This window comes from Synechococcus sp. 63AY4M2 (genome assembly GCF_002760475.1).
In the GTDB taxonomy this organism is placed as follows: domain Bacteria; phylum Cyanobacteriota; class Cyanobacteriia; order Thermostichales; family Thermostichaceae; genus Thermostichus.
The window spans coordinates 2,456,357-2,475,223 of record NZ_AXUX01000001.1 but is presented as its reverse complement, the minus strand read 5'-3'; the positions used below and the strand labels follow the sequence as shown (position 1 = coordinate 2,475,223).

At 60.1% G+C, this 18,867-nt stretch carries 16 protein-coding genes and 1 pseudogene; 10 read left to right on the top strand and 7 right to left on the bottom strand.

Annotated elements, in window-relative coordinates:
- Both SYN63AY4M2_RS14255 and SYN63AY4M2_RS11025 read left to right on the top strand, forming a co-directional pair.
- Positions 1-236: pseudogene (locus tag SYN63AY4M2_RS14255) on the top strand (RNA-guided endonuclease TnpB family protein); the annotation flags it as partial.
- Positions 237-256: 20 nt separating this feature from the next.
- Positions 257-958 (top strand): hypothetical protein, encoded by a 702-nt coding sequence (locus tag SYN63AY4M2_RS11025; protein WP_011430909.1) that lies wholly within the window; start codon positions 257-259, stop codon positions 956-958.
- A 67-nt stretch (positions 959-1,025) separates the two neighbouring features.
- Here SYN63AY4M2_RS11025 and tyrS read toward each other — a convergent pair whose 3' ends face one another.
- Positions 1,026-2,279: a tyrosine--tRNA ligase gene (gene tyrS, locus SYN63AY4M2_RS11020; protein ID WP_099812990.1), complete on the bottom strand. Its 1,254-nt coding sequence runs from the start codon at positions 2,277-2,279 to the stop codon at positions 1,026-1,028.
- A 408-nt stretch (positions 2,280-2,687) separates the two neighbouring features.
- Positions 2,688-3,050: a photosystem II complex extrinsic protein PsbU gene (gene psbU / locus SYN63AY4M2_RS11015; protein ID WP_041438474.1), complete on the bottom strand. Its 363-nt coding sequence runs from the start codon at positions 3,048-3,050 to the stop codon at positions 2,688-2,690.
- 214 nt (positions 3,051-3,264) lie between these two features.
- Here psbU and gcvP point away from each other — a divergent pair, with 214 nt between their 5' ends.
- Positions 3,265-6,195: an aminomethyl-transferring glycine dehydrogenase gene (gcvP, locus tag SYN63AY4M2_RS11010; RefSeq protein ID WP_099883741.1), complete on the top strand. Its 2,931-nt coding sequence runs from the start codon at positions 3,265-3,267 to the stop codon at positions 6,193-6,195.
- An 8-nt stretch (positions 6,196-6,203) separates the two neighbouring features.
- Here the strand turns inward: gcvP and SYN63AY4M2_RS11005 are convergent, their stop codons facing one another.
- The gene (locus SYN63AY4M2_RS11005) at positions 6,204-6,986 is read right to left on the bottom strand and encodes a hypothetical protein (protein ID WP_240527933.1); all 783 of its coding nucleotides are present in this window, start codon (positions 6,984-6,986) and stop codon (positions 6,204-6,206) included.
- A gap of 283 nt (positions 6,987-7,269) precedes the next feature.
- Here SYN63AY4M2_RS11005 and SYN63AY4M2_RS13835 point away from each other — a divergent pair, with 283 nt between their 5' ends.
- On the top strand, positions 7,270-7,452 hold the full coding sequence (locus SYN63AY4M2_RS13835) for a hypothetical protein (RefSeq protein ID WP_168174230.1): 183 nt from the start codon (positions 7,270-7,272) through the stop codon (positions 7,450-7,452).
- Here the strand turns inward: SYN63AY4M2_RS13835 and SYN63AY4M2_RS10995 are convergent.
- The 3 genes from SYN63AY4M2_RS10995 to SYN63AY4M2_RS10985 form a co-directional block, all read right to left on the bottom strand.
- On the bottom strand, positions 7,449-7,610 hold the full coding sequence (locus SYN63AY4M2_RS10995) for a DUF4089 domain-containing protein (RefSeq protein WP_099883740.1): 162 nt from the start codon (positions 7,608-7,610) through the stop codon (positions 7,449-7,451). The two genes, SYN63AY4M2_RS13835 and SYN63AY4M2_RS10995, sit on opposite strands and share 4 nt — an antisense overlap.
- Before the next feature lie 100 nt (positions 7,611-7,710).
- Positions 7,711-8,313, bottom strand: coding sequence for a hemerythrin domain-containing protein (locus SYN63AY4M2_RS10990; RefSeq protein ID WP_099883738.1), 603 nt, complete (start codon positions 8,311-8,313; stop codon positions 7,711-7,713).
- Positions 8,314-8,459: 146 nt separating this feature from the next.
- A complete protein-coding gene (locus SYN63AY4M2_RS10985) occupies positions 8,460-9,332 on the bottom strand; it encodes an MnmC family methyltransferase (RefSeq protein ID WP_041438476.1) in 873 nt (290 codons plus the stop codon).
- A gap of 137 nt (positions 9,333-9,469) precedes the next feature.
- On the opposite strand from SYN63AY4M2_RS10985, the gene accD reads away from it, so the two are divergent.
- From accD to SYN63AY4M2_RS10970, 3 genes are all read left to right on the top strand, one after another.
- Entirely contained in the window at positions 9,470-10,414 is a 945-nt protein-coding gene (gene accD / locus SYN63AY4M2_RS10980) for an acetyl-CoA carboxylase, carboxyltransferase subunit beta (protein ID WP_011430918.1), read from the top strand.
- A 279-nt stretch (positions 10,415-10,693) separates the two neighbouring features.
- Positions 10,694-11,068 (top strand): STAS domain-containing protein, encoded by a 375-nt coding sequence (locus tag SYN63AY4M2_RS10975; RefSeq protein WP_011430919.1) that lies wholly within the window; start codon positions 10,694-10,696, stop codon positions 11,066-11,068.
- A gap of 82 nt (positions 11,069-11,150) precedes the next feature.
- Positions 11,151-11,849 (top strand): class I SAM-dependent methyltransferase, encoded by a 699-nt coding sequence (locus SYN63AY4M2_RS10970; protein WP_011430920.1) that lies wholly within the window; start codon positions 11,151-11,153, stop codon positions 11,847-11,849.
- Here SYN63AY4M2_RS10970 and SYN63AY4M2_RS10965 read toward each other — a convergent pair.
- Positions 11,846-14,038: an NAD-binding protein gene (locus SYN63AY4M2_RS10965; protein ID WP_011430921.1), complete on the bottom strand. Its 2,193-nt coding sequence runs from the start codon at positions 14,036-14,038 to the stop codon at positions 11,846-11,848. The genes SYN63AY4M2_RS10970 and SYN63AY4M2_RS10965 overlap by 4 nt on opposite strands.
- Positions 14,039-14,450: 412 nt before the next feature.
- On the opposite strand from SYN63AY4M2_RS10965, the gene SYN63AY4M2_RS10955 reads away from it, so the two are divergent.
- The 3 genes from SYN63AY4M2_RS10955 to SYN63AY4M2_RS10945 all read left to right on the top strand — a co-directional run bounded on the left by SYN63AY4M2_RS10955 (position 14,451) and on the right by SYN63AY4M2_RS10945 (position 18,763).
- Positions 14,451-15,497, top strand: coding sequence for a Fe(3+) ABC transporter substrate-binding protein (locus tag SYN63AY4M2_RS10955; RefSeq protein ID WP_099887376.1), 1,047 nt, complete (start codon positions 14,451-14,453; stop codon positions 15,495-15,497).
- A gap of 172 nt (positions 15,498-15,669) precedes the next feature.
- Positions 15,670-16,938 (top strand): esterase-like activity of phytase family protein, encoded by a 1,269-nt coding sequence (locus tag SYN63AY4M2_RS10950; protein WP_099812978.1) that lies wholly within the window; start codon positions 15,670-15,672, stop codon positions 16,936-16,938.
- Between the two features lie 115 nt (positions 16,939-17,053).
- Positions 17,054-18,763, top strand: a complete 1,710-nt coding sequence (locus SYN63AY4M2_RS10945; RefSeq protein WP_240530375.1) for an iron ABC transporter permease — start codon at positions 17,054-17,056, stop codon at positions 18,761-18,763.
- The last annotated feature ends 104 nt before the right edge of the window (positions 18,764-18,867 follow it).

Sequence of the window (18,867 nt, the reverse complement as noted above, 5' to 3'; positions counted from 1 at the left end):
TCCACACCAAGTTGGGTGGCGCAAAGGTGTTTAGATGCCCAAAGTGCAACCATAGGCTACCACGAGATTGGCAAGGCGCTCTGGGTGTTATGCTCAGGGCTTTGCGGGATACCGCCTTTCTGTTTGGACTCCGTCCGAGTAGCGCGGTCGCGTCAGCGTCGCGTAGTGACAACGGAAACGGACAGAATGCTATCGCTTCACCGCTGAGCAGTAATGCTCAGCAGTGTTCAGCGTAAATGTATCAGGACGGTCAAACATGGCGGCCAAGCAACTGAAGTTCTACTGGAGCCCTCAGTACCAGATCTTTAGCTGTGACGGGGCCAAGCTGGAGGGGCACGGCTCCATCCAAACCAATCCCTCGCATGACCTGGTTCACTTGTTCATTGCCGCCAACGGCAAGATGCCTTGGCAGCCGGTAGAAAGCCGCGAGCAAACCTGCTTTGCCGAGTACAACGCTGTGCTGCTGGAGCACCTTTTGGTCAACTGCTTCAACGCGGCAGCGCTGGGATCCATGGCCCCAGAGCAGATCGTTCCGGAGGCGCGAAAGTTTTTGCAGTGGTTTGTTTCCGAGCATTATGCGCCTTTTCCGGTTTCCGAAGAAGAAGCCTTTCGGCGCTTTGCCGAACACTTGGATATCGAGCGCATGGTGCGGCTATTCCCCTACTTCTACAGCCTGCGCGCCTGGGAGTGCTTCAGCCCCACTTACCGCAACGAGGTTTACGATTTGGAATTCACTTCCGAAGACGATCCGGTCAAAGAAGCCCCGGAATGGGCGGCGGATCCCAATATTTTGGAGACCCAAGAGCTGGTGCGGCAAAAGCTCGCCGAAGCTGTGGCGGAGGCAAGATCGATCCGGCCCCGGCCAGAGCCCGTGTTAGCTTCGCCGCTGTTTAACCCCTCAGCCAAGACCAAGCAGAAGAAAGCCGGGCTCGGCTTTAAGCCCATCCCCACCTGTTGAATAGTTGTGGAACCATCGAGCTCCCCTCATAGAGGGGTTGGGGGTGAGGGGAGAAAACCAAAGCTGACTAGTTTGTGCCGACCACCAAGCGGCAGAAGGCCTTCTTGCCCACCTGCAAAACCCGCCCGTCCAGCTCAGAGGCTTGGGCAAACTCCAGGTCGGGATCCTCCACCTTTTGCCCGTCCAGCCGCACGGCGCCCCCTTGGATTTGCCGACGGGCCTCGGCAGCGCTCTTGCAGAGGCCGGATTCGCGCAGGATGTAGCTCAGTTTTACCGGGTAAGACAAGCACTGGATGGCAAAAGTGGGGATGGATCCCGTTTCAACGAGATTGCCTTGTAACACCAGCGCTTGGGCGGTGCGCTGCGCCTCTTCTGCGGCTTCAGAAGAGTGAAATTGGGCCACGAGGGTCTTGGCCAAGAGGATCTGGCGCTGGCGGGGATCCGCCGGCAGCTCCGAGGGGGGCACCGAGGTGAGCAGCTCAAAGTAGCGCTCCACCAGCTGATCCGGCACCTTCTCTAGCTTGGAGTACATGGTGAGGGGATCCTCGGTCAGGCCCACGTAGTTGTTTTTGGACTTGGACATTTTCTGGTAGCCATCTAAGCCCTCCAACAGGGGCACCGTCAGGCAAAATTGAGGGGTTTGGCCCTTCCACAGTTGCAGCTCCCGGCCAACCAGGAGGTTAAAGCGCTGGTCAGTCCCCCCTAGTTCCACGTCGGCTGCCAGGGCCACCGAATCATAGCCCTGCAGGAGGGGGTAGAGAAATTCGTGGAGATAAATTGGCGTCCCCGAGCGGTAGCGCTGGGCAAAGTCTTCCTTGGCCAACATCTGCCCCACCGTCATCTGAGCCTGCAGCTCGATTAGCTCGCTCAAGGTAAGGCGGGCCAGCCACTCGCTGTTGCGGCGCACCTCCAGCCGGCCAGGGGTGGCAAAGTCCAAAATCTTGGCAGCCTGCTCCAGATAGGTGCGGGCATTTTCCTCCACTTCTGCCGGCGTCAGACGGGGACGCGCCTCCGATTGGCCAGTGGGATCCCCGACCAGGGCTGTAAAATCCCCGATGAGGAGGATGGCCACATGGCCAGCATCCTGGAATTGGCGCAACTTGCGCAAGACCACTGCATGGCCCAGGTGCAGATCTGGCCGCGTGGGATCGATGCCCAGCTTCACCCGCAAGGGGCGATCGGTGGTGGCCAGGCGCTCCGCCAAGGCTGCCGCTCCCCCTGGGAAGACCTCGGCCACTCCCCGCTGCGTGATCTCGGCGATGCGGGGATCTCCCTGGGCTGACGAGACAGCAGTTGGAAATGTTCTCGAAGTTGGCTCCATCCACTTGGCTCGATGAGCACCATGGGCTATTTTAAGCCCATCAAAACCTTCGGGGTACTCTGGCGACGGGGGATAGAGACTGAGGAGGGCAGCTCCCCTTGGGTCTCACAACTAGCGGGGGAATTCCCAAGGCCATTGGGGAACTACTGGGCCCCCCTTTCATCCCCCCGTGTACGAGGGGACAGAGGGGGGTTAGGGAACGCTTGGGGAGATCTGGCGTAGTGACAAGTAGGTGAAGAAGTTAGTGGCCCGTCACTAATTACTAACCACTAGCCACTAGTTAGTAAGTGCTGTCGTGGAACCAAGAACAAGAATCCCCGCCCTTTAGGGATGGGGGGTATGTCGACGCAGGCTTCATAAAAGCTGCAGAGAAGCAGAAAGCTTTCTCCCCTGCAGACCCTGCCAGGATCAGCCGTAGTATCCCTGGTTGATCCGGTTTTCCAGTTGGTTGGCTCCCTCTTGGTACTCCCCAAACACGAAGTTCTCCGCGTTCGCCTTGATCAAGGCCTTCTGTTGCTCCGTCAATTCTGGGATCTGCAGCATGTCCTCCAGGCTGTTGTAGGGAGCATTTTTTACTAGGATGCGGGCCAGGGTGGGATAGAAGCCGGGCAACTGGCGGTAGTTGCGCAGGATGGTGTTGTTCACGTCGATGGGAGTGTCAAGATGTTTCACCGGCGGCAGCTCCGCCGCCACCGCCGGGATCCCCAAGGGGACCAAGCACAGACAGAGCAGCAACAGGATAGACACCAAGGCGGACAGGAGCCGACGCATAGCACCACCTCTCCAGACAGAGTTGAAAGCAGTCATGACAACGCTCAGGGGATAGGTCGCTAACATTCTCCGACCATTTAGTGTCTCATCCCCGCTCCCCCGAATCGAGACCCAGATTCAAATTTGGATCCCGACAGAAACAATTTTTAACAACTATGATCGGGGAATAGCCTTTTGGCGGCTGACCGACTTTCCATCGCTTTTGTTTTGCCCCATGTCCGACTCCACCATCCTCCATCCCCTCAGCCCCTCTGGACGGGAGACGCCTCAACCCCTCTCTGCCGTCGATGCCGAGCTGGAGCTGCTAGAGCAGCGAGAACTCTTCCTCTGGCGGCACATCGGGCCGGACGCCCAGCAAATCCGTCAGATGTTGCACGCCTTAGGGCTGAGCTCTCTACGGGAATTAGTGGATAAGGCGGTACCGGCGGCCATCCGCAGCAGCCGACCCCTGGGCCTGGGATCCCCCTGCAGCGAGCAACAAGTATTGGCGGAGCTGAGGGCGATGGCGGCCCAGAACCAGGTGTGGCGCTCCTTTTTGGGTATGGGCTATTCCAACTGCCTGACGCCGCCGGTGATTCAGCGCAACATTCTGGAGAACCCCGGCTGGTACACCCAGTACACCCCCTACCAGGCGGAGATCGCCCAGGGGCGGCTAGAGGCCCTGCTCAATTTCCAGACGATGGTGATCGATCTAACAGGCATGGAGATCGCCAATGCCTCCCTGCTGGACGAAGCCACTGCCGCCGCCGAAGCGATGAGCCTGGCCTACACCTTAGCGGGCAAGCAATCCCCAGTTTTTTGGGTGGATCGCGGCTGCCATCCCCAGACGATTGCCGTCGTGCAGACGCGGGCAGAGCCCTTGGGGATCCAGGTGCGTGTGGCCGATCCTTCGCAGTTGGAGCTGGAGAACGGCTTTGGATTGCTCTTGCAGTATCCCAACACCTATGGAGAGATCCGGGATTACCGCGAGCTGGTGGAGCGGGCCCACCAAAGGGGGATGGTGGTGGCCGTAGCTGCCGACTTGCTCAGCCTGACTCTCCTGCAGCCGCCGGGAGAATGGGGGGCGGACATCGTGGTGGGATCCACCCAGCGCTTTGGGGTGCCCCTGGGCTACGGCGGCCCCCATGCCGCCTACTTTGCCACTCGCGAGGCCCACAAACGGCTGCTGCCGGGGCGCCTGGTGGGGATCTCTCAGGATGCTCAGGGCAGGCCGGCCCTGCGCCTGGCTCTGCAAACCCGGGAGCAGCACATCCGCCGCGACAAGGCCACCAGCAACATCTGCACCGCCCAGGTGCTCTTGGCCGTGGTGGCCTCCATGTATGCCGTCTATCACGGCCCCCGAGGCCTGCGGCAAATCGCCGAACGCATCCACCGCCAGGCCCATCACCTAGCGGCCGCGATTCGCCAGCTGGGCTACAGGGTGGGGCCAGAGTATTTCTTCGACACGTTTTGGGTAAGGGCAGAGTCCCCCGCCCAGGTTGGGCAGATCCAAGAGCGGGCCGCCCAGCGGCGCATCAACCTGCGCCGGATCGACGAGATGACCCTGGGGATTAGCTTGGACGAGGCCACCACCGCTCAGGATCTGCGCGATCTCTGGCAGATCTTTGCCGGCTCTGAAGAGCCAGCCTGGGATGTCGAGGGCCTGGGTTTGGATGCCAACCAAAGCCTGCCCCCCCAGCTCTTGCGCACCACTCCCTACCTCACCCATCCGGTGTTCAACCGCCACCACTCGGAAACGGAGCTGCTGCGCTACATCCACCGCCTGCAGAGCCGGGATCTCTCCCTTGTCCACTCCATGATCCCCTTGGGCTCCTGCACCATGAAGCTGAACGCCACAGCCGAGATGCTGCCGATGACCTGGCCGGAGTTTGCCCAGCTCCATCCTTTTGTGCCCCTGGAACAAGCTCGCGGCTATCAAACCCTCTTTGCCCAGTTGGAGCAGATGCTGGCGGAGATCACGGGCTTTGCCGGCGTCTCCCTGCAGCCCAACGCCGGCTCCCAGGGGGAATACGCCGGCTTGCTGGCCATTCGCCGCTACCACCAGGCGCGAGGGGAAAGCCAGCGGCAGGTGTGCCTGATCCCCACCTCTGCCCATGGCACCAACCCCGCCAGCGCTGTCATGGCTGGGATGCAGGTGGTGAGCGTGGCCTGCGACAGGGCCGGCAACATCGACCTCGAAGACCTGCGGGCCAAGGTGGAGCAGCACCGGGAACGCCTGGCGGCTTTGATGATCACTTACCCCTCCACTCATGGGGTATTTGAGGAGGGGATCCGCGAGATTTGCCAGATGATCCACGAGGCCGGGGGGCAGGTGTACATGGATGGGGCCAACCTCAACGCCCAGGTGGGCCTCTGCCGTCCTGCGGAGCTGGGGGCCGATGTCTGCCACCTCAACCTGCACAAGACCTTCTGCATCCCCCACGGCGGCGGCGGGCCGGGGGTGGGGCCCATTGCCGTTGCCCGTCATCTGCTGCCGCATTTGCCCGGCCACCCCTTTTTGCCCGGCTGCAACGGCCCGGTCAGCGCCGCCCCCTGGGGCAGTGCCAGCATCCTGCCCATTGCCTGGGCCTACATCCGCCTCATGGGATCCGCCGGCCTTACCCTAGCTACCCAAGTGGCCCTCCTCAATGCCAATTACATCGCCAAGCGGCTGGATCCCTACTACCCGGTGCTCTACAAAGGGCCGGGGGGATGGGTGGCCCACGAGTGCATCCTGGACCTGCGCCCCCTCAAGAAAAGCGCCGGCATTGAGGTGGAGGATGTAGCCAAGCGGCTAATGGACTACGGCTTCCACGCCCCCACCATCTCCTGGCCGGTGCCGGGGACAATGATGGTGGAGCCCACCGAGAGCGAATCCCTAGAAGAGCTGGATCGCTTCTGTGAGGCAATGATCGCCATTCGCCAGGAGATTGCTGCCATCGAGCGGGGCGAGATGGATCCCGTGCGCAATCCCCTTAAACTTGCCCCCCACACCGCCGAGGTAGTGGCCGCCGACCACTGGGATCGCCCCTACCCTCGCTCCCTAGCCGCCTATCCCCTCCCGTGGGTCAAGGAGCGCAAGTTCTGGCCCAGCGTCAGCCGCATTGACAACGCCTACGGGGATCGTCACCTGGTGTGCAGTTGTCAGCCCTGGCTGGAAGGCTAACCCTCAGATCAAGCCGCTTGTGGTTTCACTTGGACCAGCTCTGAGCAAGAGGAGAGGAGTTGCTCGGCCTCTTGCATAAGGCGCTCAGTCTCTGGCAGCGAGGCCAGCACCAGGGGCAGCACCTCCTCATCGGCCTTGACGGCATTCTCGGTTTCTTGCAGGAGATTGATCGAGTCCTCGGTAAGCAGGTCAGCCACCTGCGACAGTTGCGCCTTCAGCGAGGCGTTCTCTCGCTCCAATTGCGCCAGCCGCGCTTGCAGGCTATCCACTTGCCGATCTCGCTCTCCCAGGGCTGCTTCCAGCTCACGGTTGCGGGCCTCCAACGCTTGGCGGGCTGCCTCTGCTTGGTTCAGCCGTTCTGTCAAGCTGGCCAATTCCTCCTCCAAACTGGTGAGGCGACTCAACTGTTGCAAAAGTTGGGCATTCTCTGCTTCCAGTTTTTCAATCAACGCCTGACCGCTCAACAGATCTGCTTTGGTGGACTCCAGCTCGTGACAGACTTGGTCATAGTTGGCAATCAGCTCGCCCAGCCGAGCTTCTCTCTCCCGAAGTTCTTCTCGCAGGGAACGGACCAAGCGATCCCTTTGTTCGACGCCCTGTTGTAACTGTTCGACGTCCTGCCGCAGGATAGGCAGTTCATCCAAAGCTTTCCGGGCCGTGACCAGAAGCCTCCTGAAGCTCTTCTGCAGGCGGCTGTGGGAGTGATCTAATTTGGCGAAGGCTTCGTTGAGCGAGAGATAAGCCTCGCACAGTTTCGTGTAGCGCTGGGCCAGAAAAGTAGGGTGATCCATAATGCAGAGTCCAGGTGGGGGTGCCATGTCCATTTTATGCCGCTCATTCTATCGACCCAAGCCGGAAAAGAGGTTATTCGCTACAACAACCGTGGGATTAATTTTACTTTAAGATTTTCCTCTCTCTGGGCAAACAGCTCACGTCCTGCCCCGACAAGATTCAAACTCTCTGGCAAAAACAAAGGGGCAAAAGCGGCCCTCAAGAGTGGCACATTTTTACCCCTATCGAGGAGATTATAAATTTAGCGTCTGGAGCAAAGGATTCAAAATTAAAACACTAGATATGGTTCAAACGCGCCTAGAGGGAGCATCTCCTGGCTCAGGCAGGCCGCGCATCCGGGATCCCCAGCGCTTCCAGATGGGCGGCGGCCCGCAACAGGTTGGCCTCTTGGTAGGGGGCAGCCACCAGTTGTACGCCAAAGGGCAGGGATGTTGGCAGGCCGACAAAGGAGAGGGGCTGGGTTAGAGGCTCATCTTCTCAACCGTCGGCAGCAACGGAAACTCCAGCAGCTGTTGAGCAAGGGGCAAGAAGCGGGCGAAGTTTTCGATCACCTCCGCTCGATGGTCGGGATGCAGGAGTTGGGCCCTCTGATCGATGTAGGTTTCGGGATCCCAAGGTTGCATCGATGCAAGGGGTCGGCTGGGGAAAAAGTACCACAAGCCAGCTTGCCAAAACCAGCAGAAAGTTACCCAAGGCAAAATCCAAAGACAAGACCGTCCTTGGCTAAGGGGTGGCCATCGACGCCGTGCTACCTTGCGGAGGCCAAAGGCGTTCGTGGGGAAAGACAGGGCGAGTCACTGCCTGCCGCTCCCATTCCTCCAAGCTGGGGCGACGACCGGCAGCAGAACTGGAGGCGCTGGCCTGCAGGCGCTTGCGGAACAGGCGCAACTGCTGCTGCTCTGCAGCGGGGGAAACATGCTGGGCAAAGAGGGGATGCAAGAGCTTCTCTTCCTGCTCGAACTGGGCCCGCAACTGCCGATAGAAGTGAAGAGCAGAAGTGGGATCCAACTGCTGCGGGTCGCGCTCCGCCTGGTGCAAAAAGCGCGTCAGCTCCGGGATCTGATCCCGCAACTGCTGCTCCAGCCGGTCAATTTGGGCGCTGCGGTGGGGATCCGCCGCCAGAGCCGTCCTGAGCAGCGGGTAAAGGACATGGCGCTCCAGTTGAATGTGGCGGGAGAGGCGCTGCCGCAACCTTTGCACACAGAGACGCCGCTGCTCCAGATCTAACTCCGGAGCTCGAGAGAGGCGAGCCAAGAACTGCAGGGTAACACGGTGCTGTTCAGCACAAAGGACAACCAGTGTACCGGCAGAGGCCGAAGGAGACATAGCAGCTCACCGGAGAGAGGGCTTCACTTTAGCTTAACTTTGTCAAGACACGGCAGCTTGCGTAAGGGTACGGGACTGGTGCAGGTGTCTTGGATACACTCAGACAGCAATTCCGGCAAAAGCTGCCCAGATCTGCACTCCGGTCGCTAGGCTTGCACAGGCCAGCGGCGTTTCCAGGCGGAAGTGGGCTCAAGGGGTGAAGTTTGCTGTTCTCGCTGGCGTTGCAGCCGAATCTGGGCTCTATCCCCTTGCAAGGTAGGATCCCGGTAGGGCACCGCGGCGCGGGTTCGCAGGTGCTCCCACTCCATGGGCGAGAGGGGCGGCAGGTGATGCGGTTGGGGCGAGGCCACCGTGCCCGGCCAGGGGCGGCCCACCGGCGGCGTCGAGCCAATGAATAGCCCCGCCTCCAGCAAGGCCGCCCGCACCGCCGCCGCACAGGAATAGGTGGCCAGGATCCCGCTGGGGCGCATTCGCTCGGCCACTGCCCGCAAGAAGTCCACCGTCCACAGCTCCGGGCAAACCGAAGGGGAGAAGGGATCCAAAAACACCGCATCCGCCCATCCCGGCGGCACCTGGAGCAGGGTTTGCCGGGCATCTCCCCACAGCAGGGTTCCCCGCCAGCGCGGCGATTGCCAGGATCCCTGCTCGATCAAGTGTTGCCACTCCTGGCCAAAGCTCCAGGTGGATCCCACCCCCACCTGCCAGGCCTGGCGGGGCACCTCTGGGGATCGCTCCAGGCCAATGACTTCCACAGGGCAATCGGGCCGCACCTGCCAAATCGTCTCCAAGGCCAGGCCGGAGTTGTAGCCGAGGCCAAAGCAAATATCCAAGAGGCGAATGGGATCGTCCGGATCCCGCTCCAACGGCAGGCGATCCAGCCGGCAAGGGCGGACAAACTTCTCCAGCGCTTCCTGGGCAGCGCCGCTGGTGTTATGGAAAGCCTGCCCGAACTCTTGGGAGAAAAAGGTCAGGGATCCATCCCCTGTGGTCAACACCTGCCACTGGGTTTCTGCGGTCATGGGCTATTGCAAGTCTCTATTTCCAGCTTGGCGATTCTTTGATAGCTTGAGAACGTTAAGATGAGTTTCGCAGCTCACCGGCAGGGCTTACAGATTCAGCTCTGGCCATCCCTAGCTAGGGGGGTACCTCAGCGGCTATGTCTTTACTGGATTGGTTTGCCGAGCGGCGCAAGCAGACTTCCCTTAACTTGACCGGCAGCAGCCCCTTCGACAAAGAGCGGCAAGTGCGGGAGATCGCCGACGGCCTGTGGCAGAAGTGTCCGGCTTGCGACGCCCTCACCTACACCAAGGATCTGCAGCAGAACTGGCAGGTTTGCCCGAGCTGCGGCTATCACCATCGCATCACGGCCCCGCAGCGGCTGCAGCAGCTTTTGGATCCCGGCTCCTGGCAGCCCCTTGACGAGCACCTGGCCCCCACCGATCCGCTGCACTTTTTCGACCAAAAGCCCTACGCCGAGCGACTGGCCTCTTATCAGGAGCGCACCCAACTTAAAGATGCCGTCTTGACCGGGCTGGGCAGCTTGGAAGGGATCCCAGTGGCGATGGGCGTGATGGACTTCCGCTTTATGGGCGGCAGCATGGGCTCGGTGGTGGGCGAGAAGATCACCCGTCTTACCGAACGAGCTACCCGCGATCACCTGCCCCTAGTCATCTTCTCCGCCTCGGGGGGAGCCCGCATGCAGGAAGGGATCCTCAGCTTGATGCAAATGGCCAAAACGGCAGCCGCTCTGCAAAGGCACCGCGAGGCCGGGCAATTGTTCATCTCTGTGCTCACCCATCCCACCTATGGGGGGGTGACTGCCAGCTTTGCCATGTTGGGGGATTTGATCCTGGCCGAACCCGGCGCCCAGGTGGGGTTTGCCGGGCCCAATGTTATTGAGCAAACCATCGGCAAGGGCAAGCTGCCGGAGGGCTTCCAGACGGCCGAATATCTGCTGGCCCACGGGCTCATCGACGCAATTGTGCCGCGAACCGAGCTGCGCAGGCGCCTGGCCCAGTTGCTGGCCATGCACCGTCCTCGCCTGCGTATGTCCCTTCCCGCCCTCGAGCCGACTTATGCGCTCGATCCGGCCAGGATCTGAGATGGGGAGCCAAGGTTGGATCCCTCTGCCTGCAGGCGGAGCGGCTAGCTCCCCTCTCCCAAAGGGAGAGGGGTAGGGGGTGAGGGATTGCTCCCCGTCTGAAGAGGAAGTGAGGGTAGCTGCCTCAACGCTGGGCCCCGCAGACAATCTCAACCAGTTGGAAATTGCCATGGCAAAGAGGGATACCCTCTCTTTCTGCATAAGAGGGATTTCCTGCCGAGGGGGTAATAGCAGCAACCGATGGTGCTAAGGTGGGGCATGAGGTCTTGACTGGAAACGATGGATTTTAAGCTGCGCATCCGTACTGCCGAAACCCCCCAGGGGCAAAAGCTGGCAATCGTGCCCTTAGAGGGTCGCTTTGACGCCAAAGCCGCTTCTGAAGTCCGGCAGTTGCTGCAGCAGGTTTTGGATTTTGGCTACCACAACCTGTTGATCGACATGTCGGCGGTTACCTTTATGGATAGCTCCGGCCTGGGAGTGCTGATCTCGGCCTTGCGCAAGTGCCGGGCTGCCGGCGGCAACCTCAGCCTCTGTTGCGTTCCCGAAAGTGTCTCCCTTGTCCTCAGCCTCACCTCCATGGAAAAGGTCTTGACCTGTTTTGACGACCTAGAGACGGGCATCGCCAACTTCTCCACCGCTTCTTCCGCTCGCTAGGCCGACATTCCTTTTTGATTTGCTTCGATGCCCTTCCTGCGCTGCTGACCTGGTTCCCAGGATTCGTTGAGAATGCTCAGCCATGCCCCAAACCGGCCTCGATACCTTTCAGCTTCTTTACCAGCACCACCGTGGCCCCAGCTTTTGCGAGCGCATGCTGGCCACGGCTCCTGGGCGCTTCAACGAGGCCTTTTGGCGGTTTTGGCAGCAGCACGTTGAGCCTTGCTTGCCTGCTGCGCCCTGCCTGCTGGATCTGGGAACGGGGCCGGGGTATGTCCTCCGGCAGTGGGCCCAGCGCTACCCCGGCGGACAGTTGATCGGCGTAGATCTGATGCCCTACATGTTGGAGCGGGCTAAAGCCGACCTCAAAGACATCCCCGGCATCCAACTGCTGCAAGCGGACCTCCACGATCCCCATTTGCCCCTGCCCGATAGCAGCGTTGACGCGGCCCAGGCGGTGGTGGTGATCCACGAGATGGTGCAGCCGGTGCGCCTGTTGCAAGCGGTGCGGCGTCTACTCAAGCCAGGGGGACGATTTTTGCTAGTGGACTGGGTGCGCGCCCCCCTCAGCCTCTACTTCGATGCCGCCACCGAGGTCCAACTGTTTCAGCCGGACACCCCCCTAGATACCTTGGTGGATCAATTTACCCACTTCTACGAGCACAACCGCTTCAGCGCCGAGGACTTGGCCTGGCTGTTGGAGAAGGTTGGTTTAAGAGTCGTGGCCCAGGAGCTCTACGGGCAAAATCGCTTTGTGCGTCTTGTGGCCGAAAAGCCCTAGAGGACTTCAAGGATCCGCCGCTCGCCGGACTGCACCTGGGCAAACACCTGCACCTCGGTGCTCATTTTGCGCAGTTGGCGGGCCAACTTAATCGCCTTGTCGCGGGGGAGAGGGGGGCTCACCACCGCCGGCAGACAGCGCAACAGCGGCTTCAGGGCCGTCTTGGGCAGCCGCGCATAAAACGCCAAGGTGGAGAGGATCTCGTCTTCAAAGTAGGGGTTGCGACATTCCAAAAGGCGCACTTGATACAGCTCCGGCGGCAGAGGGCGTCCCTGGGCCAGGCGAATCAGAGATCCCACCGTCCCCATCACATACAGGCGATCCCCCCGCTTCAACACCGTCTCGCCCTCTTTCTGCCAGATCTTGGGGAAAACACAGGGCCGGCCCGGTCGGGAGTGATGCAGCAAAATTGCCAGGTCGTAATCCTGGGCCAGTTGCCGCAGGGACAGCCCCAGGTAAGGGCTGGAAGGCGAGACCTCCAGCAGCGTCACCAGCAGCGTTTCCCCCTCCCAAGTTAAGGTGCCGTAAACGGATCCCACCAGCGCTGCCGTGGCAAAAGCGCGCGCCCCCAGGGCGGTGGTGCTGTAGCTGGTTCCCAGCGTCTGCAGATGCCGCTGCATCCGCGCCGCCACCTGGGGATCGGTAACCCGCAAGATGGTGCGGATCCCCGGTTGCAGGCTGTGGGCGGTCAGGGCGGTCTCGAGGTTGGTGAGATCGTCAGGCGTCGTGCAGATCAGGCAGCGGCTGCTTTGGATGCGAGCCTGTTGCAGCGTGCTGGCCAGAGCGTAGTTGCCCCGAATCACCACCGCCCCCTCCCGTTCCGCCGCTTCCACCAGAGGGTTGTCGCTGTCGGGCTCCACCACCACCACCTCATAGCCCATCTGCCGCAACAACTGCAGCACCAAGTAGCTTAGCCGCCCCAAACCGGCAATCACCACATGATCCGCTTTGGGCATACGGGCGGCTCGGCCCAAGCCAAAGCGGCTGCTCACCAACTTGTCGGTCACCAACCCGTAGATCAACCCCACCAGGGCAGCTCCCACCAAGGTCATGACCACCGCCACCACCTTCACCCCCAGCGGCGTCTCCGCCTGCTGAAAAGCCTCGATGTCGCCATACCCCCCTGTCAACACCACGATGGTCAGCAGCAGCCCGTCAACCACAGATTTGCCGATAATTCTGAAATTAATGACCCCCAGCACCAACATCGCCCCCAAGGTGAAGGTGAGGGTATGCACGATGGGCTTGACCTGCAGCAGTCCCTGCAGGCTTCTGCGCAGCCAAGATAGGAGGCCCCGCCCGAACGACTTGCCTCGCCGTTGTTGTCGCCTGTCTTGCGCCTGTCCGCTGGCCCAGCGTTGGGCCCGCGAAGAGCCGCGCCGCCCGTTGCGCTCCAACAGTTGCAGATAGGATCTGGGGTCGCAGATCACCAAAATGCGATCCCCCTCCAGCAGCTCTGCCTCGTGGTCGAAATCGTCGAAAACCCGAGACTCGGAAAAGTCGGACAGCCCGTCCACCGGGTAGTGGAACAGCACCCGCGCCCCAAAGGTTTCCTCCAGTTCCGCGAGGGGCATGTGCAGCAGACGGGAGTTGTAGCCGATGGTCAGCTCCACCACGTTCCAGAGGGTGGTCTCTTGGGGGGCGCCCAAATAAAGCGGATCGGCCAGCTCCGGCGGCAGCGTGGCCGGCTGAGCCTCCAACTGGGGCAGCTCGAAGTAGCCGACAAATTCGTCCGAGACAGCCTTGAGGGCAAAGGCCGGAGCCGCTAAGCCGGCAACCGATAGGGAAAAATGCTGCGGCAAAATCGAGTCCAGGTAGCGGGCAAGGCCGGTGTTAAACAGACGAGAGACAATGCGCGCCTGCGGGTTGAGATCTCGAATCAAGAGGGCCAGCTCGAAGTTGGCCTGGTCGTTGTCCTCCAGCAGCAGCGCCACCTTGATCCGCTCGATCCCAGCCCGGCGCAGCACCTCCGGCTGATGGGGATCCCCCTCTACGTATTGCCACGGTTCCTTTAACAAAGAAGGCCGCGGGCCAGGAGCCACCACCACCGCGCGCTGTCCAAAGTCTTCCAGAATCTGCAGCGTCAACGCTGCCAAGTCGTTGTAGCCACAGACTAGGAGGAAAGCACCTGGATCCCGGCCATTGTCTTGCAGTTGCTCATCCGGCCCTTGAGAAGGGGAGCCCACCATACTCCACCATCCACCCTGCTCCCTTTATACCCAAGGCAGCTCTAAAACCCCGACCTACCCAAAATATTCTATTCCAGTAAGGGATCCCCTTGCCCGGCCAGCCGCATGAGGAGCGACCTTGGCTCTTGTTTCCAGCGAGAGTTGGCGGATCTGAGGCCAAACGGTTCAAAGATGAGAACAACTCCCAACAGCTTGACTCGGTACTTAGGATCCTCTATCATTGCCCCAGAGCAAAGTTCTTGAATAAAAATCTCAATAAGCTTGGCCTAGACAAAGATCAAAAGGCCGGCATTTGGGAAAACTCCCCTGCTTTCAGGGGAGGGACTTTCAAGTGCTTTCTCGGGTAAAGGCATTGCTGACTGGGTCAATGCAGCAGCCTTTCTTGAAATGTTTTTGAGTTTAGGAGTTGGGTATGCGCTTATCGCGACGGCAATTTGTCAGCTGGGCCGCTCTGGGCTCTGTAGCCTTGGCGGCAGGCTCGTTGGGGCGTCCGGCCCGCGGCGCCAACCGGGAGGTGAACCTCTACACCTCTCGGCACTACGGCACAGACGAAAAATTGTACGACCTCTTCAAGCAGAAAACGGGCATTACGGTGAACTGGGTGCAGGGCAACGCCGATGAGATCGTCCAGCGCATCCGCAGCGAGGGCTCCAACAGCCCCGCCGACATCTTCATGACGGTGGATGTTGCCCGGTTGTGGCGCGCTCAGAACGAGGGCTTGTTTCAACCCATCCAGTCGGAGACGCTCTCCAAAAATATTCCCGAGTTTCTGCGGGATCCAGAGGGGTACTGGTTTGGCCTCACCAAGCGGGCGCGGGTGATCATGTACAACAAAGACAAGGTGGATCCCAAGGAGTTGTCCACCTATGAGGACTTGGCAAACCCCAAATGGCGGGGCAAGGTGCTCACCCGCTCCTCCAGCAATGTGTACAGCCAATCTCTGACGGCCTCGATCATCTTGGCCCACGGGATCCCGGAAACCGAAAAGTGGGCCCGCGGCCTAGTGGCCAACTTTGCCCGCCCGCCGGAAGGGGGAGACATCGATCAGATCAAAGCCGTAGCTGCTGGCGTGGGGGATGTAGCCTTAGCCAACACCTACTACCTGGCGCGCTTGATCAAATCCGACAATCCTGAAGATCGGGCCGTAGCGGAAAAGGTGGGCGTCTTCTTCCCCAACCAAGAAGATCGCGGCACGCACGTCAACATCAGCGGCGCCGGAATTTTGAAAACTGCTCCCAACAAAGAGGCGGCCATCCAGTTTCTGGAGTTCCTCTCCGGCCCAGAAGCGCAGGCTATCTTTGCCCAAAGCAACAACGAGTACCCGGTGCTGCCGGGGGCTGAGATCGACTCGGTGGTGGCCAGCTTTGGCACCTTCAAGGGAGACACGATCAACGCCGCCAGCATCGGTCGCGTGACCCCCGATGCCCTGATGGTTATGGATCGGGCCGGTTGGAAGTAGATCATGCCTCCAGGACAGGCCCTGAGCGCAGCCTCCCGTTGGTAGAGCCGCAAACGTTAAGCAGCTTGACAGTTTTTGGCCAAACGTTGATACTCTAGGACGGCGTTGCCTCCGTTCGAGGCCGCTCGGGCCTTTTGTCTATACTTTTTCAAGGTTTCTGGAGGCTCAGCCAATGAAGCAACTGCGCACTGCAGTCTTGTTTTTGCTCCTCCCTTTTTTAACTTCTTCCTACAGCAGTAGCCCGGCAGAGGCCATTGAAAGCCTCCCCGAAAAGGCTCCCGTTCCCAAGCGGGATCTGCTTTTAACCACGGAAAACGGCGTCAAAATCTATAATGGCGGGTTTGGCTCTGGCCTTGCCTTTGATGGCCAGTACTTCTATGCTCTCACCGATCGCGGCCCCAATATCGACGGAGCTGAATCCAACGACAAGATCTTTCCTAAGCCCGACTTTACCCCTCAAGTTGCCAGATTATCCCTGGAGGGCGAGGGCTTCAAGTTAGACAAAGTCATCCTGCTGCAAGACGAAACCGGCAAAAATCTCACGGGGATCCCCAATCCATCTGATTTGGGGGGAACAGGAGAAAAAGCTTACGATCTCAGTGGCAAACAGATAGCGCCGGATCTCAAGGGCATCGATCCAGAAGGCATTGCGGTGGCCAAAGATGGCAGTTTTTGGGTTGCCGACGAATATGGACCTCACTTGATCCACTTCGACGCCAACGGCAAGGCCATCGAGTGGCTAAATCCTTTTGGGAGCGGAGTCGGTGGCAAAAAGCTGCCAGAAGTCTACAAACATCGGCGCCCCAATCGCGGCATGGAGGGGCTGACGCTGACGCCCAATCAGAACTATCTGGTTGGCATCATGCAGTCGCCGCTTTTGAACCCAAACAAAGACGTTCAAAAGACTGCGACCGTTTGCAGAATACTCTTCTATGACCTGACCACGGGCAAGTTTAGGGAATACCTCTACCCTCTGGAGGGAACAGGCACGGCCGTTAGCGAAATTGCCGCCATCACAGACACGACTTTCCTAGTCCTCGAGCGGGACGGCAAAACTCCGGGAGCCGACAAAGACGTAACCAAGAAAATCTACAAAATTGACATCTCTGGCGCTACCGATGTCTTTGATCCTGGCCCAAACGGCCGGTTGGTCGACGGCAAAACGCTGGAGCAGTTGACCCAAGAGGAAAAGGCCGCAGCAGGGATCAAGCCTGTTGCCAAAGAAGAAGTCTTTGACATCACGTCGATCCCCAATTATCTCCACGATAAGCCAGAGGGATTGGTCATTCTCGACGCAAATACTCTGGCGATAGTGAACGATGACGACTTCGGCATTGTCTCGGAAAAAGGCGTGGTTCAGGAGAAAAAGATGCCCTACCTAGACAACAAGCTAGACGAGAACATTGTCTATTTTGTTAAGTTGCCAAAGGGTTTGTTTTGAAAGAGAACCTAGCTGTCAAAAGGGGGAAATTCCCTACGGATTTCCCTTTTTTCTCAGAGCTTGCCGGAGCAGGTGTCCCTGAAAAATTGAGATGCACACAGGAACTGGGCTAAAGTTGTTGAGCAAATCTCTGCAAAAAGTTGGCTTCCCCCCTCTCAGCGGATGGGCACTCCTGACTTTAACCCTCAGCGGCCTCATCCTCCTTCCCGTCCTGACGGTGCTGCTCAGCCTCTTTGCCGATGAGCGGCAGGTTTGGCAGCACCTGGCCGACACGGTCTTGGGGCTATATGTGCGCAATACCCTGGTGATGATGGTGGGTGTGGCAGTGGGCGTTATCCTGGTCGGCAGCGGCACCGCCTGGCTGGTGACGATGTGCGAGTTTTGGGGGCGGGCCTGGCTGGAGTGGATGCTGGTGTTGCCCCTGGCAGCTCCTACTTATGTGTTGGCCTACGCCTACACGGACTTTTTGCAAGTAACCGGCGGCTTCCAGATCTGGCTGCGGCGGGTCACCGGCTGGGGCATCGGCGACTACTGGTTCCCTAACATTCGCTCCTTGTGGGGGGCGATCCTGCTGCTCGTCCTCACTCTTTACCCCTATGTGTATCTCTCGGCGCGGCTGGCCTTCCAGGAACAGTCGGTGGCCTGTTTGGAGGTGAGCCGCTCCTTGGGCTATGGGCCGTGGGCCAGCTTTTTCCGAGTGGCCTTGCCGCTGGCGCGGCCGGGGATCGTGGCCGGCTGTCTGCTGGCTTTGATGGAGACCTTGAACGACTTTGGGACGGTCAGCTACTTTGGGGTCGATACCTTTACCACCGGCATCTACCGCACCTGGACGGCCTTGGGCAATCCGGTGGCTGCCGCCCAGCTCTCGGCGCTGCTGCTGCTGTTGGTGCTGCTGCTGATGGCCCTGGAGCAATTTTCCCGCCGGCGGGCGCGCTACTATCGCCAAGGGTTCAAGCCGTCCCTCACCCGCTACCGTCTGCAGGGGATGCGGGCGGTGGGGGCGTGGCTGGCCTGTGGGATCCCGATTGAGCTGGGCTTTGTCGTGCCGGCCCTGATCCTGCTCAACATGACTCTGCGCCAGGGAGAGTTGGGCCGCCGCTTTTGGAGCTACGCCCAGAACAGTTTTCTCCTCTCGACGATCACGGCGGTGATTGCCGTCTTGGTGGCGGTGGTGGTGCTGTACGGTTTGCGGCTGCAAGGGTTCGAGCAGGCGAGATCTGTCCGGGGCCTGCGGCTGGCGGTGCGGCTGTCTTCTCTGGGCTACGCGCTGCCCGGGGTGGTGATCGCGGTGGGGGTTCTGATTCCCCTAGGGCGGCTGGATCAACTGCTGAGCGACTTGCGGCAGGTGGTACTGCAACAGCCGCCCGGCTTGGTGATCAGCGGCACCATTGTGGCGTTGGTGTTTGGCTACCTGGTGCGCTTTTTGGCCGTTGCCCTGGCCACGGTCGAGGCGACGCTAGCGCGCATTCCTCCCAGCCTGGATGAAGCAGCCCGCAGCTTGGGGCAGGGATCCCTGGGCACCTTGCTACGGGTGCACCTGCCCCTGATGGGAGGCGGGATCCTGGCGGCGATGCTGCTGGTGTTTGTGGATGTAATGAAGGAGCTGCCGGCAACGATGGTGCTACGCCCCTTCAACTTCGATACCTTGGCCGTCCACACCTACCGCATGGCTGCCGACGAACGGCTGGCCGAGGCCGGCGCTCCTGCCTTGGCGATTGTCCTGGTGGGGATTTTGCCGGTGATCCTGCTCAACGCCCAGATAGCCCAGCGACGCAATCTAGGCTCCTCAAATGAAATGAAACGTCTCCCTACTCCCCTCTCCTAGAGGGAGAGGGGTTGGGGGTGAGGGTCGCGGCGCGAGGCGCTTGGCTTTTCTGGGCTAGAGAAGGCTGCCCTCTATGCGTCAGCTTGAGTGCAGGAGTGGGTCAC